10 protein-coding genes are annotated in these 14,444 nt (G+C 72.7%); 3 read left to right on the top strand and 7 right to left on the bottom strand.

Annotation, left to right across the window (positions count from 1 at the left end; genetic code table 11):
• Positions 1–314: 314 nt before the first annotated feature.
• Positions 315–1,304, bottom strand: coding sequence for a helix-turn-helix domain-containing protein (locus AB0D18_RS13825; RefSeq protein WP_362416458.1), 990 nt, complete (start codon positions 1,302–1,304; stop codon positions 315–317).
• Positions 1,305–1,512: 208 nt separating this feature from the next.
• Between AB0D18_RS13825 and AB0D18_RS13820 the strand changes: the two genes are divergently transcribed.
• On the top strand, positions 1,513–2,319 hold the full coding sequence (locus tag AB0D18_RS13820; RefSeq protein ID WP_362416455.1) for an HAD family acid phosphatase: 807 nt from the start codon (positions 1,513–1,515) through the stop codon (positions 2,317–2,319).
• 103 nt (positions 2,320–2,422) lie between these two features.
• Here the strand turns inward: AB0D18_RS13820 and AB0D18_RS13815 are convergent, their stop codons facing one another.
• Both AB0D18_RS13815 and xylB read right to left on the bottom strand, forming a co-directional pair.
• Positions 2,423–2,611 (bottom strand): hypothetical protein, encoded by a 189-nt coding sequence (locus AB0D18_RS13815; protein WP_362416452.1) that lies wholly within the window; start codon positions 2,609–2,611, stop codon positions 2,423–2,425.
• A gap of 84 nt (positions 2,612–2,695) precedes the next feature.
• A complete protein-coding gene (gene xylB, locus AB0D18_RS13810; protein WP_362416449.1) occupies positions 2,696–4,177 on the bottom strand; it encodes a xylulokinase in 1,482 nt (493 codons plus the stop codon).
• 183 nt (positions 4,178–4,360) lie between these two features.
• Between xylB and xylA the strand changes: the two genes are divergently transcribed.
• A complete protein-coding gene (gene xylA, locus AB0D18_RS13805) occupies positions 4,361–5,533 on the top strand; it encodes a xylose isomerase (protein ID WP_362416446.1) in 1,173 nt (390 codons plus the stop codon).
• 129 nt (positions 5,534–5,662) lie between these two features.
• On the opposite strand, the gene AB0D18_RS13800 is transcribed toward xylA, so the two are convergent.
• The 4 genes from AB0D18_RS13800 to AB0D18_RS13785 all read right to left on the bottom strand — a co-directional run bounded on the left by AB0D18_RS13800 (position 5,663) and on the right by AB0D18_RS13785 (position 12,853).
• Positions 5,663–6,928: an ROK family transcriptional regulator gene (locus AB0D18_RS13800; protein ID WP_362416443.1), complete on the bottom strand. Its 1,266-nt coding sequence runs from the start codon at positions 6,926–6,928 to the stop codon at positions 5,663–5,665.
• 46 nt (positions 6,929–6,974) lie between these two features.
• A complete protein-coding gene (locus AB0D18_RS13795) occupies positions 6,975–8,426 on the bottom strand; it encodes an aldehyde dehydrogenase family protein (protein WP_362416440.1) in 1,452 nt (483 codons plus the stop codon).
• Between the two features lie 368 nt (positions 8,427–8,794).
• Complete coding sequence (locus tag AB0D18_RS13790) at positions 8,795–10,393, bottom strand: PucR family transcriptional regulator ligand-binding domain-containing protein (protein WP_362416437.1); 1,599 nt, start codon at positions 10,391–10,393, stop codon at positions 8,795–8,797.
• A gap of 111 nt (positions 10,394–10,504) precedes the next feature.
• Positions 10,505–12,853: a DEAD/DEAH box helicase family protein gene (locus AB0D18_RS13785; protein WP_362416434.1), complete on the bottom strand. Its 2,349-nt coding sequence runs from the start codon at positions 12,851–12,853 to the stop codon at positions 10,505–10,507.
• A gap of 245 nt (positions 12,854–13,098) precedes the next feature.
• Between AB0D18_RS13785 and gabT the strand changes: the two genes are divergently transcribed.
• Positions 13,099–14,442, top strand: a complete 1,344-nt coding sequence (gene gabT, locus AB0D18_RS13780) for a 4-aminobutyrate--2-oxoglutarate transaminase (protein ID WP_362416431.1) — start codon at positions 13,099–13,101, stop codon at positions 14,440–14,442.
• The last annotated feature ends 2 nt before the right edge of the window (positions 14,443–14,444 follow it).

The following is a 14,444-nucleotide window of genomic DNA, read 5'->3' as shown; positions in this document are numbered from 1 at the left end:
GTCCCAATGAGCCTGTACGGCTACCGACCGGTTCTACCCACTCGTATCTACCCCATTGTGCCCATCGCTACCAGCCCTCGCGCGGAAGCAGAGGGGTGGCGGCTCGGCACCGGGTGGCGAATGGTCCTCCCGGTGCCGACCCCGGCGGCGGGCGCGGCTCGGGCCGCGGAGGCTCCGGCCCCCCTGCACGCCGTCGGCCGGTGCGCCCGGTCCGCCGGGTCCGAGCCGCCCGCGCCGCCTTGTGCCCGATCATCCCCTGCGGCCCCGGGGGCGTCATTGGGTGTCGGTGCAAGGCATCTTGTTCTTGCGTGCGGTCAGTTCCCCTCGTGCCCCCGCAGGCTCCTCCGGTACTCGGCGGGCGGCATTCCGTACGTCCGCTTGAAGTGGCGGCTGAATCCGGCGGGGTCGCCGAGGCCGTTGCGGGCGGCCACGGCGTGCACCGGCAGCGGGTCCAGCCGCCGGTCGGCCAGGTCGGAGCGGCACTGTTCGAGACGGCGGCGGCGGATGAACGCCGACACCGTCTCCGGCCGCCTGCCGAAGAGGTGGTGCACCAGGCGTACGGAGACGTGGTGGCGGGCGGCGATGGTGTGCGGGGTGAGCCCGGGGTCGGCGAGGTTCTGTTCGATGAACGTCTCCATCCGGGCCAGCAGCGCCGCGCTGCGCGTCTCCGGCTCCAGGGTCACCGGCCCGCCGAGGTGGGTCGCCAGGAAGGAGTGCACCAGGTGCAGCGTGGCCTCTCCTGTCGCGGCGGCCGCGGACTCCTCCAGGCGGGGGGCTTCGTCGAGCAGTGCGCGCAGGTGCCGGGCGAGGACGGCGCCGATGCCGGAGGCGGCCGGGAGGCGGGTGGCGAGAAGCCCGCCGATCCGGTGCTCGGGAAGGGGCAGGAGCGTTCTGGGGAGGTGCAGCACCATCCCCTGCCCCTGGCGGGGCCCGGCCTCTCCCGCGCCGGTGACGAGGCCGGTGTACGGGCGCGACGAGCTCCACATGACGAAGTCGCCGCCCGTCAGCAGGGCTTCGGTGCGGTTCTGCGTCACGCTCATCGTTCCGTCCAGGATCAGCGTCAGTTCGTACGTCTCCGGGTCGGACTGCCTGATGAGGTGCGGCGTGCGCTCGGAGCGGAGCGTGGGGAAACCCATGGCGGTCGCGTGCAGGGGGCCCGCGGAGAGCATGCCGACCCTTCCGGCGAAGTCGGCGGCGTGCTCGCTGCTGACCCGGGTGGGGGCCGCGCCGCGGCTGACCGACTGGCACCACCAGTCGAACCGGTCCTGTGCCGGCAGCGACGTGGTGTCTACGACGTGGAACATCCCCGGCCCCCTTCGTTCCGTCGGCACGTACGGGCCGGGTCGATTGTTCTAGGTATCGGCGCGGCGGGTAAGCCGAACTTCCGCCGTCCCGGGGCACGTCGGCCGGCAATGGTTGGACAAAGAAGCGGGAGCGGGCCTTGAGGCCGGTCGTGCGATGCGCGTAGACAAGTCGCGACCTGCCACTACGCAACTCATCGGAGATCGATCCATGCCACGTTGGAACACCCGGATCGTCGGCATCGCCGCCACCCTGGCACTGGCGGGAGGTGCCGTCTACGGTGCGGGCGTCGCCACCGCCGACGGCACTGCGCAGGACCGCACCGCCACCCAGGAGCCGCAGAACATCGCCGACCTGGTCACCCAGATCGACCGCTACTACGCCGGGACGAAGAACGCCGACGGCACCTGGACCGCCTCCGCGGACAGCCCGTACGCGCACGACGTGCACCGGGTCCAGAAGGCCGCCAGGAAGCACCTGGCCGAGGCGGGCAAGAAGGGCGCGCGGCACGGCAAGAAGCCCGCCGTCGTCCTCGACGTCGACGACACCATGCTCCTGACGTACGACTACGAGAAGGCGACGAACTTCACGTACGGCACCAAGACCTTCACGGACTACGTGAGCAAGGCCGACCGCGGCCCCGTCTTCGGCATGCCCGAGCTCGTCAACTACGCGAGGAGCAAGGGCGTCGAGGTCTTCTTCCTCACCGGCTCCGCCGAGGACGTCCGCGCCCCGTTCGCGAAGAACCTCGCCAAGGTCGGTGTGAAGACGCCGCTCGACCGCACCCACCTCTTCCTCAAGGACAAGGTGAACCCGCCCGCGTATCTGAAGGAGGCGTGCGGGTCGGGCGCCGCCTGGAAGTGCGACGGGGGCCAGTACAAGGCCGCCACCCGCAAGTACATCGAGTCCCGGGGCTTCGACCTGGTCGCCAACATCGGCGACCAGGACTCCGACTTCACCGGTGGCTACGCGGACCGCACCTTCAAGCTGCCGAACCCGATGTACAAGGTCAGCTAGACCGCTTCCGGCCGAGCCCCGGCCCGGGGTCTGTCAGGACCGATCCGCCGGACAGGCCCCGGGCGCCGGGAAGGCTCCGGACCCCAGGCGCCGGACAGGGGTCCTAGTCGCCGCCGCTCGACCCGCCGCTGCGCCTGTTGTTCTTCGCGGAGCTGCGCACCAGTCGGCCAAGGCAGAGCGTCGCGGCGGCGACCACGCGTGTCCAGCGGGGGCCGCCACGGTCCGCCCACACCACACACACGCACCCACCGACGGCGAGCACCACGAGTCCGAGCAGCACGAGCTTCATCATGGCCCCCAGCCTCTCATCGCCTCGCTCTCGGGCACGCGAGGGGCAGGGCGGGGCCGGGGGGCCGGGGGGCGGAGGCCGTGCGGCTCAGGCCTGCCGGCTCGCCGAGGCCTGCTGAAGTACGTGCTCGATACGGGCCCATGTCTCCAGGTCCCTTGCCACCGGCGGGAGTTCCCTCGCCGCGGCCGCGTCCCAGGAGGTGGCGACCGCGACCGGGTCGGCTCCGGTGTCCGCGCCCGCGGCGAGCGCGGCGGCTCCGAGGGCGACCAGCTCGCTCGCGGCGGGCAGCAGTACGGGCCTGCCGGAGAGGCGGCGTACGGTCTCCACCCACGTCACTCCCTGCGCACCGCCGCCGATCAGCCGCAGCGGCCGGTCGGCGACGCCGGGGTCCTGCGGGTCCGCACCGCAGGCGGCGAGGAGTTCGTCGAGGGCGCGCAGCACCGTGAAGACCGCCCCCTCGTAGGCCGCGCCGAGGAGTTGCTGCGGGGTGGTGGCGTGCCGCAGGCCTGTGAGGAGACCCGAGGCACCCGGAAGGTCGGGGGTGCGCTCGCCGTCGAGGTACGGGAGGAGGACCGCTTCGCCTCCGGGTACGGCGTCCTCCCTCTCCAGCCGCAGCAGTTCGGCGACCTTTCCCACGGCGAGCGTGCAGTTGAGGGTGCAGCCGAGCGGGAGGTAACTGCCGTCGGTGGCGGCGAATCCGTTGATGCCGGGGCTGGTGGGGCGGGTGCGGGTGGCGGCGAAGACGGTGCCCGAGGTGCCGAGGGAGAGGACGGGGTGGTCCAGGAGGCCCGCGCCGCCCAGGCCCAGTCCGACGGCGGCGGCCATGTTGTCGCCGGTCCCTGCGGCGACGGCGATGCCCGCAGGGAGCCCGAGGGCGGCGGCGGCCTCGGCGGTGAGGGAGCCGACCCGGGTGGCACCGGTGGGGGCGACTTCGGGCAGCAACGCCTTGTCGAGGTGCAGGAGTTCGAGGATCTCCGGGTCGTAGCCGCCGGTGGCGGTGGAGTACCAGCCGGTGCCCGAGGCGTCGCCGGGGTCGGTGGCGGCGACCCCGGAGAGGCGTTCGGTGAGGTAGTCGTGCGGGAGGCGCAGGGCGGCCGTGGCACCGGCGGCGCGCGGTTCGTTCTCGCGCAGCCACTGCCAGCTGGTGGCGGTGAGCGAGGCGACCGGCACCGAGCCGGTGCGCTCCAGCCACCAGTGCGCGCCCTGCTCCGCCACGAGGGCGGCGGCCTGCGGGGCGGAGCGGGTGTCGTTCCACAGGACGGCGGGGCGCAGCGGGCGGCCGTCCGCGCCGAGGGCGACGAGTCCGTGCTGCTGGCCGGCGACCGCGATGCCGGTGACGTCCCCGGCCCGTACGCCTGCCTCCTTGAGCCCGGCGGACACGGCCTTGGCGAGGGCGTGCCACCACTGCTCGGGGTCGCTCTCGCGGGCGCCGTCGGTGCCGGTGACGGTGTGCGGGGCGCGGCCGGTGCCGAGGATGCGGCCGGTGCCGCGGTCGACGACGACGGCCTTGGTGGACTGGGTGGAGCTGTCCACGCCGATGACGAGGGGGGCGTGCGGGGCGGCGGTCATCGGGTGGTGTCTCCCTGTTCGCGGGCGGCCGACAGAAGGCGCGGGGGTTTGATCGTACCCAGAACAAATGCAGATGGGGAGGGTGTTCGACACGAGGTTCTGGTCAGCAGTCGCCACCTCGTGCAGTATTAGTCATGTCAGAAAACAAATACGCCGTGCGAGGCGAGGACCGAGGTGTCGGCCATGACGAACGACCGCTACTCCCCCACCCCCGAGGACAAGTTCACCTTCGGTCTGTGGACCGTCGGCTGGCAGGGCCGTGACCCCTTCGGGGACGCCACCCGGCCCGCGCTCGACCCGGTCGAGTCGGTGCGCCGGCTCGCCGATCTCGGCGCGTACGGGGTGACGTTCCACGACGACGACCTGATTCCGTTCGGGTCGACCGACAGTGAGCGGGAGGCCCTCGTCAAGCGCTTCCGGCAGGCGCTGGACGCGACCGGCATGAAGGTGCCGATGGCGACCACGAACCTCTTCACGCACCCGGTCTTCAAGGACGGCGGGTTCACGGCGAACGACCGTGACGTACGGCGCTTCGCGCTGCGCAAGACGATCCGCAACATCGACCTGGCGGTGGAGCTCGGCGCGACGACGTATGTCGCATGGGGCGGCCGGGAGGGTGCGGAGTCCGGCGGGGCCAAGGACGTGATGGTGGCGCTCGACCGTATGAAGGAGGCCTTCGACCTGCTCGGCGACTACGTCACGGAGCAGGGGTACGACCTGCGCTTCGCCATCGAGCCCAAGCCGAACGAACCGCGCGGCGACATCCTCCTGCCGACGATCGGCCACGCGCTGGCGTTCATCGAGCGGCTGGAGCGCCCGGAGCTGGTGGGCGTGAACCCGGAGACGGGCCACGAGCAGATGGCCGGGCTCAACTTCCCGCACGGCATCGCGCAGGCCCTGTGGGCCGGAAAGCTCTTCCACATCGACCTCAACGGCCAGACCGGCATCAAGTACGACCAGGACTTCCGGTTCGGCGCGGGTGACCTGCGTCAGGCGTTCTGGCTGGTGGATCTGCTGGAGACGGCAGGGTACGAGGGGCCGAGGCACTTCGACTTCAAGCCGGTGCGGACGGATGGGATGGATGGGGTGTGGGAGTCGGCAGCCGGCTGCATGCGGAACTATCTGATTCTCAAGGAGCGCGCGGCCGCCTTCCGCGCGGACCCCGCCGTGCAGCAGGCGCTGCGGGACTCGCGGCTGGATGAGCTGGCTCGGCCGACGGCGGAGGACGGGCTGGCTTCGTTGCTCGTGGATCCCAGTGCGTACGAGGAGTTCGACGTGACGGCTGCCGCTGAGCGGTCGATGGCCTTCGAGAAGCTCGACCAGCTGGCAATGGAGCACCTTCTCGCTGTGCGCTGAGCCGGGGGGCATTTACGTGCGGGCCGGTGGTGGGCTGATCGCGCGGTTCCCCGCGCCCCTGACGGGGCGCCTCGTCAGGGGCGCGGGAACTGCGCGGCCGGCCGCGACGTGCTCGCACGTTCCCCGCCGCTAGCGCGATGCGTTGACGTACGCGGCCGGGTCGGACAGGACGTCGCGGACGACCAGGGCCGCCGCCCCCCGCGCCGCATCCCCCGACAGGGACGAGGCGCGGAGGCGGTCCGAGTCGGTGGGCCACAGGCCGGAGACGACGCGTTCGGACAGTTCGCTGGTCACGGTGGGGATCAGCCAGGGGGCGAGGCCCCGGTAGATGCCGCCCAGGACGACCGCCTGCGGGTCGAGCAGGTTGACCGCGCCGGACAGGACGATTCCCAGCTTCTCGCCCGCCGTGCCGAGCGCCGTGAGGGCCTGCTCGTCGCCGGCGGCGGCCCGCCGTTCCAGTTCGGCGACACCTGGGACTCCGGCGTTCTCGTCGAGGCCCGCGTTGCGCAGGAGGGCGGGCTGGCCCGCGTACTGCTCCAGGCAGCCGCGGGCGCCGCAGCGGCACTGCGGGCCGTCGGTGCGGGCCACGACGTGGCCGATCTCGCCCGCGAACCCGTGGGCGCCGTGCAGGAGTTGGCCCCCGAGGACGAGAGCGCCGCCGACGCCGACCTCGCCGCTGAGGTAGAGGAAGGAGCGGTCGGCGCTGCGTCCGCCGAACCAGAGTTCCGCGAGGGCGGCGAGGTTGGCCTCGTTGTCGGCGCCGACGGGCAGGGCGGGGCGGCCGGGGTACAGGGCGGCGAGGGCCTGTGCGAACGGTCCCTCGGCGGCGACACGGTTCCAGCCGAGGTTGGGGGCGTACCGTACGGTGCCGCCGGAGACGAGACCGGGCAGCGCCAACTGCACTCCCACGAGCCGCAGTTGCTGCTCCTCCGCCGATTGCATGGCGCGTACGGCGATACGGACCGCTCGCTGGAAGACGTCGGCGGGCGGGACGTCACGGTTGTCGAGGTGCTCGGTGAGGCGGACCCGGTCGGTGCCGCTGAGGTCGACGGCGCACACGGTCACGTAGTCGACGTTGATCTCGATGCCGAGCCCCGCGGCGCCGGTGCGGGCCATTTTGAGGACGGTGCCGGGCCGCCCGGCCTGCCCGCTGAACGTCTTCCCCGACTCGGCGAGGAAGCCGCCTTCGAGGAGCTGCTCGACGAGGGAGGACACGGCGGCGCGGGTGAGGCCGACCCGGGCGGCGACCCGGGCCCTGGTGATCTCGCCCTCGTCGTGCACGGCCCGCAGCACGAGGCTGAGGTTGTGCCGGCGCACGGTGTCCTTGTCGGCCTTGGCGCCGAGGGAACGGGGTGGCGGGGACGCCGAAGGGGAGGCCGGTGAGCTGCTCGTCATGGTGTGGACGAGCCTACTGGCCTCCCCTTCCTTCTGTTCTGCCCCGCTACAGGTCGATGCCCGTCAGGACCAGTACGCGCTCGTACGTGTAGTCGTCCATCGCGTAGCGGACGCCCTCGCGGCCCACGCCGGACTGCTTCACGCCGCCGTACGGCATCTGGTCCGCGCGGTAGGAGGGGACGTCGCCGACGATCACGCCGCCGACCTCCAGGGCGCGGTGGCCGCGGAAGGCGGCCTGGATGTCGTGGGTGAACAGGCCTGCCTGGAGGCCGTACTTGGAGGAGTTGACCGCCTCGAAGGCCTCCTTCTCGCCGTCCACCTTCTGCACGGACAGGACCGGGCCGAAGACCTCCTCGCAGGAGAGGGTGGTGTCGGCCGGGAGGGCGGCGACGACGGTCGGCGCGTAGCTGGCGCCGTCGCGCTTGCCGCCGGTGAGCAGCTCGGCGCCGGCCTTGACGGCCTCGTCCACCCAGGACTCGACGCGCTTGGCGGCGTCCTCGCTGACGAGCGGGCCGACGTCGGTGGCGGCGTCGGACGGGTCGCCGGTGACCTGCTTCTCGACGGCGGCGACGATCTTCGGGACCAGGCGGTCGTACACGGAGGCGTCCGCGATGACCCGCTGCACCGAGATGCAGGACTGGCCGCCCTGGTAGTTGGAGAAGGTCGCGATGCGGGTGGCGGCCCAGTCCAGGTCCTTCTCGGAGGAGAAGTCGCCGAGGACGACGGCCGCGCCGTTGCCGCCGAGCTCCAGGGTGCAGTGCTTGCGCGGCACCGAGTCCATGATCGCGTAGCCGACCTTGTCGGAGCCCGTGAAGGAGATTACGGGCAGGCGCTCGTCCTGGACCAGCGCGGGCATCTTGTCGTTCGCGACCGGCAGGACCGACCAGGAGCCGACGGGCAGGTCGGTCTCGGCGAGCAGCTCGCCGAGGATCAGGCCGGAGAGCGGGGTGGCCGGGGCCGGCTTGAGGATGATCGGCGCGCCGACGGCGATCGCGGGGGCGACCTTGTGGGCGCACAGGTTGAGCGGGAAGTTGAACGGCGCGATGCCGAGGACGACGCCGCGGGTGAAGCGGCGGGTCAGGGCGAGGCGGCCGACGCCGCCGGCGTCGGTGTCGAGGCGCTGGGCGTCGCCGCCGTTGAACCGGCGGGCCTCTTCGGCAGCGAACCGGAACACGGAGACGGCGCGGCCGACCTCGCCGCGGGCCCACTTGACGGGCTTGCCGTTCTCGGCGGAGATCAGCTGGGCGATCTCCTCGGTGCGCTCGCCGAGGCGGTCGGCGACGTGGTTGAGGGCGGCGGCGCGGACGTGGGCCGGGGTCGCGGCGAACTCGTCCCGTACGGCGTGCGCGGCGGCGACGGCCTCTTCGACCTGGGCGTCGGTCGGAACGCTGACCCTGCCGACGAGGCGGCCGTCCCACGGGGACGTCACGTCGAAGGCGTCGTCGCCGGTGGCCTGGCGGCCGGCGAGCCAGAAGGCGTGGGTGGAAGTGGAAGTCATAGGGGGATCCGGCCCTTCCGAGAGTGCGGGGTGCAATGAGGTGGGTTGTGGGCTCCACCGTAGGGGCGGGGCGGGGAGTCGTCGTTTGTCCGGGGTGGAGTGTTGGGGGTGGGGTGGGTGCCGGATTGGCGGGGCCGGTACGGGTGGGTGGATGGCCGTGTGCGGGCCGGTGGGCGTCGTGCGGGTGCGTCGTGGCTGATCGCGCAGTTCCCCGCGCCCCTAACTGCCTGCCCCTCAGCCCCTAGCCTCCCTAGCCTCCTTGGGCAGCGGGGCCGCCCCCCGGGGGCAGTGGGGTCTCCCCTGCTCGAGCGAAGCCGAGAGCTTGGGGAAGGGTGGGCAAGGGGGCGGCCCCCACGCAGAGCCCCGCCCTACGCCCCCGGCGAAGTGGACGTCGCCTTCAGCGCCAGCCACAGTTCCATCCGGACGTCCGGATCGTCCAAGGAGCGGCCGAGGATCTCCTCTACCCTCCGCATCCGGTAGCGCAGCGTGTGCCGGTGGACGCCCAGCTGGGCGGCCGCCGCGTCCCACTGGCCGTGCCGGGAGAGCCAGGCCCGGAGTGAGGCGACCAGGTCGCCGCGGCCCGTCGCGTCGTGTTCGTAGAGGGGGCGCAGCATCCCGTCGGCGAAGGCGCGCACCGCGTCGTCCGCGAGGAGGGGGAGGACGGAGCCCGTCGCCAGTTCCTCGTGCTCGACGAGGGTGCGGCCCCTGCGGCGGGCCACGGACAGTGCCTGTTCGGCCTGTTTGAAGGCCGAAGCCGCGGCGGTGGGGCCCGCCGGGGCGGACAGGCCGACGACCAGTTCGCCCTCCTCCGCCGGTTCCATCGGGCGGGCCGCGTCCCCGCGCCGTACCGCCGTGTGGGCCGCGCACTCGGCGACGGATTCGCCGCCGTCGGCCGCCAGGATGACGACGCGGCCGCCGTCCGGGACGACCAGGATGACCTCGCCCGCCCGCGCCGCCGCCGATTCCAGGGCGTCGACCAGGGCCTGGAGGGGTTCGGTCGCGTCCGTGCCCTCGCCGGCCGCCTCGGCGATCAGGAGGCGGAAGGGGGCGTCGAGCAGGCCTCCGTAGAGGTCGCCCGCCACCGCGCGGGCGTGGTCGCTCTCTCCGGCCAGGAGCATCCGCAGGACGGCCGCGCCCAGCCGGGTCTCGGCGGCCTGGAGGGCCCTGGTGCGTTCGGTGGTGAGGGTGAGGAGGGCGATCGCGGAGTGGACGGCGTACCGCTCGGCGGTGCCCAGCGGTGCCGCCGTGCCGACGGCGAGCGTGCCGCGGGCGCGGCGGCCCGCGCCCAGGGACTGGAGCTCGACCCGGTCCTCGGTGTCTGAGCCCTCCACCGGGCCCGCCACGACCGCGCTGGCCGGTGCGGGCCGCTCGCGCAGCCGTTCCACGTCGGGTACGAGGCGGGCGGCGCGCCTGGCCGCCCAGTCGGGGGCCGCGGCGACCAGGGCCCCGGACGCGTCGTAGACGGCGGCCCAGCCGTCGACGTGGGAGGCGAGGCGGGCGACCAGTTCCGCGGGGCCCGTCAGCGCCGCCTTCGTCAGTTCGCGCTGGGCCTCGAAGCCCGCGGTGACCGCCCGGTACTGGTCGGCGGCGATCGCGGCCGAGACCGCTTTGGAGATGGCGAGGAAGGGGGTGCGGCGCGGCACTTCGAGAAGGGGGAAGCCCTCTTCCTTCGCGGCGGCGAGCAGCGCCTGCGGGATGTCGTCGTACGACACGCCGACCGCGAAGCCGAGGCCCACGACTCCGGCGCCGACCAGCCGGCGCACGTACCGCCGCATGGTCTCCGGGTTCTCGGCGTCGAGCTTCATCGCCGTGATGAGGAGCAGCTCGCCGCCCTCCATGTACGGAACGGGATCGGCGAGTTCGCTGACGTGCGCCCAGCGGACGGGGGTCTCCAGCCGGTCCTCCCCCGCGCGCACGACGAGCTTGAGCGCGGAGTGGTGGACGAGGGAGGCGAGCGTGGGCGGCATCGGAGGACGGGACCTTCTCAGGTGAAATGTGCCGCCCCGTATGAACGGCACTGTCAATTCTGCCAGGGCGTACGTAAGAGCGCGTCACACCGGCCCCGCGGGCCGGGCGGCTCAGCCCCGCAGGTCCACCAGCAGCGGCGGGGCGTGCTCCCCGTGCACCGTGGTCAGTGACAGCACCGCGTGTCCTGCGGGTACCCCGCGGGCCAGTTCCGATGCGGACCAGCGCTCGCGTTCCACCTTCCTGACGGTGACGGCGCTGGTGACGACGGCCTTTCCGGTGACGAGTTTGCGCAGCCAGTGGATGGCCCGGGTCAGCGGCTGGTTGGCGAAGACGGTGTGCTGGGCGACCTCGGTGGTCTCCACCCACTCGGTGCCCCACGCCTCGGTGAAGCGCCGGCCGTCCCAGGTGGTGACCCCGGAGAACGCCATGTGGCAGCCGACCGCGCCGAGGAGCGGGATGTGCAGCGCCTCGGGGACGTCGTCGACGGTACGGAGGTTGAGCACGACTCCCGCGTTGGCGGAGCGGATCCGGCTGATGCCCCGCACGGTCTCGGCGGTGAGCGTGGCCGTCGCGTCGTCGAGGACCAGGCAGCTGAACAGCGACCGGTCGGTCCTGGCGGTGACCGCGACCAGGAACTGGGCCAGGACGAGCCGGGCGAGCAGCCGGGACGCCTCCGCGTGCCCGTGCTCGGGCAGCTCGACGCGGACCCGCATGGGGTGGTGCTGGAGGGCGCGCAGGGAGAAGGGACGGGCGGTGGCCGAGGTGTCGAAGAAGTCGGTGAAGGCGGGCCGGTCGAGGAGGGCGAGCCGGTCGGCGAGGGCCGGGCAAGGGTCGGACGCGGTGCCCATCTGGCGGACCCGGGACGACAGGTCCCGCAGCATCGCGTCGGCCCCCGCCGCGTCCAGCTCGGCGGCGAGGCGCTGGAGCGCGGCGGGGTCCGCGCGCAGGAGTTCGTACAGCTCGGGAACGGCGGGGAAGCAGCTGTGCACCGCGTGGTACGGGCCCACCAGCTGCGCCAGCGCGGTCGCCGCCCGCCCGGTGTCGACGGTGTCGAGGTCGCCGACGAGGGCCTCGGCGAGGACGGTGGAGGCGGCTTCGGCGTCGGTAGTGCCGCCGTAGAGGTCGAGGTCGTGGACGGAGCTGCGGTCGCCGAGCTTGACCACGACGTCGTACGCCTCGTCGCCGAGCAACTCCGTCCCGGCCGCGCACACGACGATCACGCTGCACTTCCCGGCGAGCGCCTGGAGGGCGAGGGACTCGACGACGGGCGCGGTGAGCCGCCGCGTCTTGCCCGCGCCGGGCGGGCCGACGGCGAGGAACGAGGTGCCGAGGACGGCGGGTTCGACGGCGGTGCCCGCTCCCCTGCGCTGATACGGGTTGGGCTCGTCGTCGACGTACGTGCCGATCCGCACCTGCGAGGCGAGGAGGTCGTGGTGCGCGGTGCGGCGCGGCAGGTCGCGGGCGCCGGAGGGGTGGGTGAAGGCCGCGGCGCCGTCGCGCAGGACGGTGGCGGTGAAGACGGTGCGGCGTTCGGGGTCGTCCCCTGCCGCGTCCCAGGCCTGCCGGATCCGTACGAGATCGAGGTCGCTCATCCGCCCGCCGCGCACCTCAGCGGTGAGCAGGTCGGCGGCCTCCCGCTCCCCCGCCGCCCGCAGCTCGGGCCAGCGGGCGGGGTCGGCGGCGGGGTGCGCGGGCGCGGCGGGGGCACTCGGCGCCGGCTTGCGGCACAGGGCGCCCGCCCAGTCGCCCATGCGGGCGAAGGGCCAGAGCAGGGCGAGGACGATCAGCGCGTAGACGGCGTAGACGACGATCGCGGCGACGTAGCGGTTGCCGCCGCCGCCGAGCCAGGCGTCGGGCAGCAGGATCATCACCGGGTCGACGACGGGCAGCGTGCCGGTCCAGGTGAGGAGCTGGACGAGGGCGGCGAGGCCGAAGGCGATCGCCGCGCGGAAGGGCTGCTCGCGGCTGCGGACGAAGCGGCGGAACACCTCGGCCCAGTTGCCGAGTCTGCCGAACCAGTAGACGAGCGCCGCTCCGAAGAGCCCGGTGTACACGGCGACGCCCTCGTAGGCGTCCGGGGTGCGGGGGCCGCCGTACATCCCCGGGTTCCACCACTCGCTCGGCGTGACGAGCTTCATGGGGACCAGCCAGTACGGGATGTAGTTGTTCCACCAGAGCGACCAGATCAGCAGTCCGGTCAGGAGCGAGATGACCGCGCCGACCAGCAGCGACCGGTCGCTCACCACGTCCTCGTCGGGCCGCTCGGGGCGCGGCACGTGCCCGTACCGCCAGATCCCGGGGCCTGCGTCCGGGCGGGACGTGGTCAGCCAGTCCTCGACCCGGGAGAGCGGCGGGGCGGCGGCGGGCACGGGCGGCAGGTGCGCGGGCGGCGGTCCGGCCGGCCGGGGTACGCCGCCCGCCCGGGTGGAGCGTGCGTCGTGCCTGTCACCGGTGCTCATGTGCTGCCCCTCGTCCCCACGAACCAGCTGTACGCGTCCCACTGCCGGGCCCAATCTAGTGGTCCAGGACCCCGCTTCCGGGCTCCCGAACCCATGAACCCGCTATGTCCGTACCGGACAAGGCGCCCCCCGTACTTCTCCCGAACGGAACATGCCCACCACGCCGCCCCGCCCCTAGCCTGCGAAGTACCGGAATGTGTACCGGAGCGTCCGTTTCACCCCACCCCCTTCCCGAGGAGCCCCTCATGAGCGCAGTCCCGCAGGAGCGCCGCGTCGTCACCGCCATTCCCGGCCCGAAGTCGCTGGAGCTTCAGGCCCGTCGTACGGCCACGGTCGCCGGTGGGGTGGGTTCCGTACTGCCGGTCTTCACGACCCGCGCGGGCGGCGGCATCGTCGAGGACGTCGACGGCAACCGTCTGATCGACTTCGGTTCCGGCATCGCCGTGACCTCGGTCGGCGCGTCCGCCGAGGCCGTGGTGCGCCGTGCGACCGCGCAGCTCCAGGACTTCACCCACACCTGCTTCATGGTCACGCCGTACGAGGGTTACGTCGAGGTCTGCGAGCAGCTCGCCGAGCTGACGCCGGGCGACCACGCGAAGAAGTCGGCGCTGTTCAACTCGGGTGCCGAGGCCGTCGAGAACGCCGTCAAGATCGCCCGTGCGTACACCAAGCGCCAGGCCGTCGTCGTCTTCGACCACGGCTACCACGGCCGTACGAACCTCACCATGGGCATGACCGCCAAGAACATGCCGTACAAGAACGGCTTCGGCCCGTTCGCCCCGGAGATCTACCGCGTCCCGGTCGCGTACGGCTACCGCTGGCCGACGGGCGCCGAGAACGCCGGCGCCGAGGCGTCCGCCCAGGCCATCGAGATGATCAACAAGCAGATCGGCGCCGAGAATGTCGCCGCGATCATCATCGAGCCGGTCCTCGGCGAGGGCGGCTTCATCGAGCCGGCCAAGGGCTTCCTGCCCGCGATCTCGAAGTTCGCGACCGACAACGGCATCGTCTTCGTCGCCGACGAGATCCAGTCCGGCTTCTGCCGCACCGGCCAGTGGTTCGCGTGCGAGGACGAGAACGTCGTCCCGGACCTGATCACCACCGCCAAGGGCATCGCGGGCGGTCTGCCGCTCGCCGCCGTCACGGGCCGCGCCGAAATCATGGACGCCCCGCACGCGGGCGGCCTCGGCGGCACGTACGGCGGAAACCCGGTCGCCTGCGCGGCGGCCCTCGGCGCCATCGAGACGATGAAGGAGCTGGACCTCAACGGGAAGGCCAAGCGCATCGAGGAGGTCATGAAGGGCCGCCTCACCGCGATGCAGGAGAAGTACGACGTCATCGGCGACATCCGCGGCCGCGGCGCCATGATCGCCATCGAGCTGGTCGAGTCCGGCACCAAGGACGGCTCGAAGGCCCCGAACGCGGCGGCCGCCGGCGCCCTCGCCAAGGCCTGCCACGCGGAGGGCCTGCTGGTCCTGACCTGTGGCACCTACGGCAACGTGCTGCGCTTCCTGCCGCCGCTGGTGATCGGTGAGGAACTGCTGAACGAGGGCCTGGACATCCTCGAAACGGCGTTCGCCGGAATCTGAGG

Source organism: Streptomyces sp. NPDC048442 (assembly GCF_040651475.1).
Taxonomy (GTDB): Bacteria; Actinomycetota; Actinomycetes; order Streptomycetales; family Streptomycetaceae; genus Streptomyces.
This window is presented reverse-complemented; position numbering and strand designations above follow the sequence as displayed.

What these genes read in the sequence shown, in the direction of transcription:
- AB0D18_RS13825 (WP_362416458.1), bottom strand. Translation starts at nt 1,304, where the DNA reads ATGTTCCACGTCGTAGACACCACGTCGCTGCCGGCACAGGACCGGTTC.
- AB0D18_RS13820 (WP_362416455.1), top strand. Translation starts at nt 1,513, where the DNA reads ATGCCACGTTGGAACACCCGGATCGTCGGCATCGCCGCCACCCTGGCA.
- AB0D18_RS13815 (WP_362416452.1), bottom strand. Translation starts at nt 2,611, where the DNA reads ATGATGAAGCTCGTGCTGCTCGGACTCGTGGTGCTCGCCGTCGGTGGG.
- xylB (WP_362416449.1), bottom strand. Translation starts at nt 4,177, where the DNA reads ATGACCGCCGCCCCGCACGCCCCCCTCGTCATCGGCGTGGACAGCTCC.
- xylA (WP_362416446.1), top strand. Translation starts at nt 4,361, where the DNA reads ATGACGAACGACCGCTACTCCCCCACCCCCGAGGACAAGTTCACCTTC.
- AB0D18_RS13800 (WP_362416443.1), bottom strand. Translation starts at nt 6,928, where the DNA reads ATGACGAGCAGCTCACCGGCCTCCCCTTCGGCGTCCCCGCCACCCCGT.
- AB0D18_RS13795 (WP_362416440.1), bottom strand. Translation starts at nt 8,426, where the DNA reads ATGACTTCCACTTCCACCCACGCCTTCTGGCTCGCCGGCCGCCAGGCC.
- AB0D18_RS13790 (WP_362416437.1), bottom strand. Translation starts at nt 10,393, where the DNA reads ATGCCGCCCACGCTCGCCTCCCTCGTCCACCACTCCGCGCTCAAGCTC.
- AB0D18_RS13785 (WP_362416434.1), bottom strand. Translation starts at nt 12,853, where the DNA reads ATGAGCACCGGTGACAGGCACGACGCACGCTCCACCCGGGCGGGCGGC.
- gabT (WP_362416431.1), top strand. Translation starts at nt 13,099, where the DNA reads ATGAGCGCAGTCCCGCAGGAGCGCCGCGTCGTCACCGCCATTCCCGGC.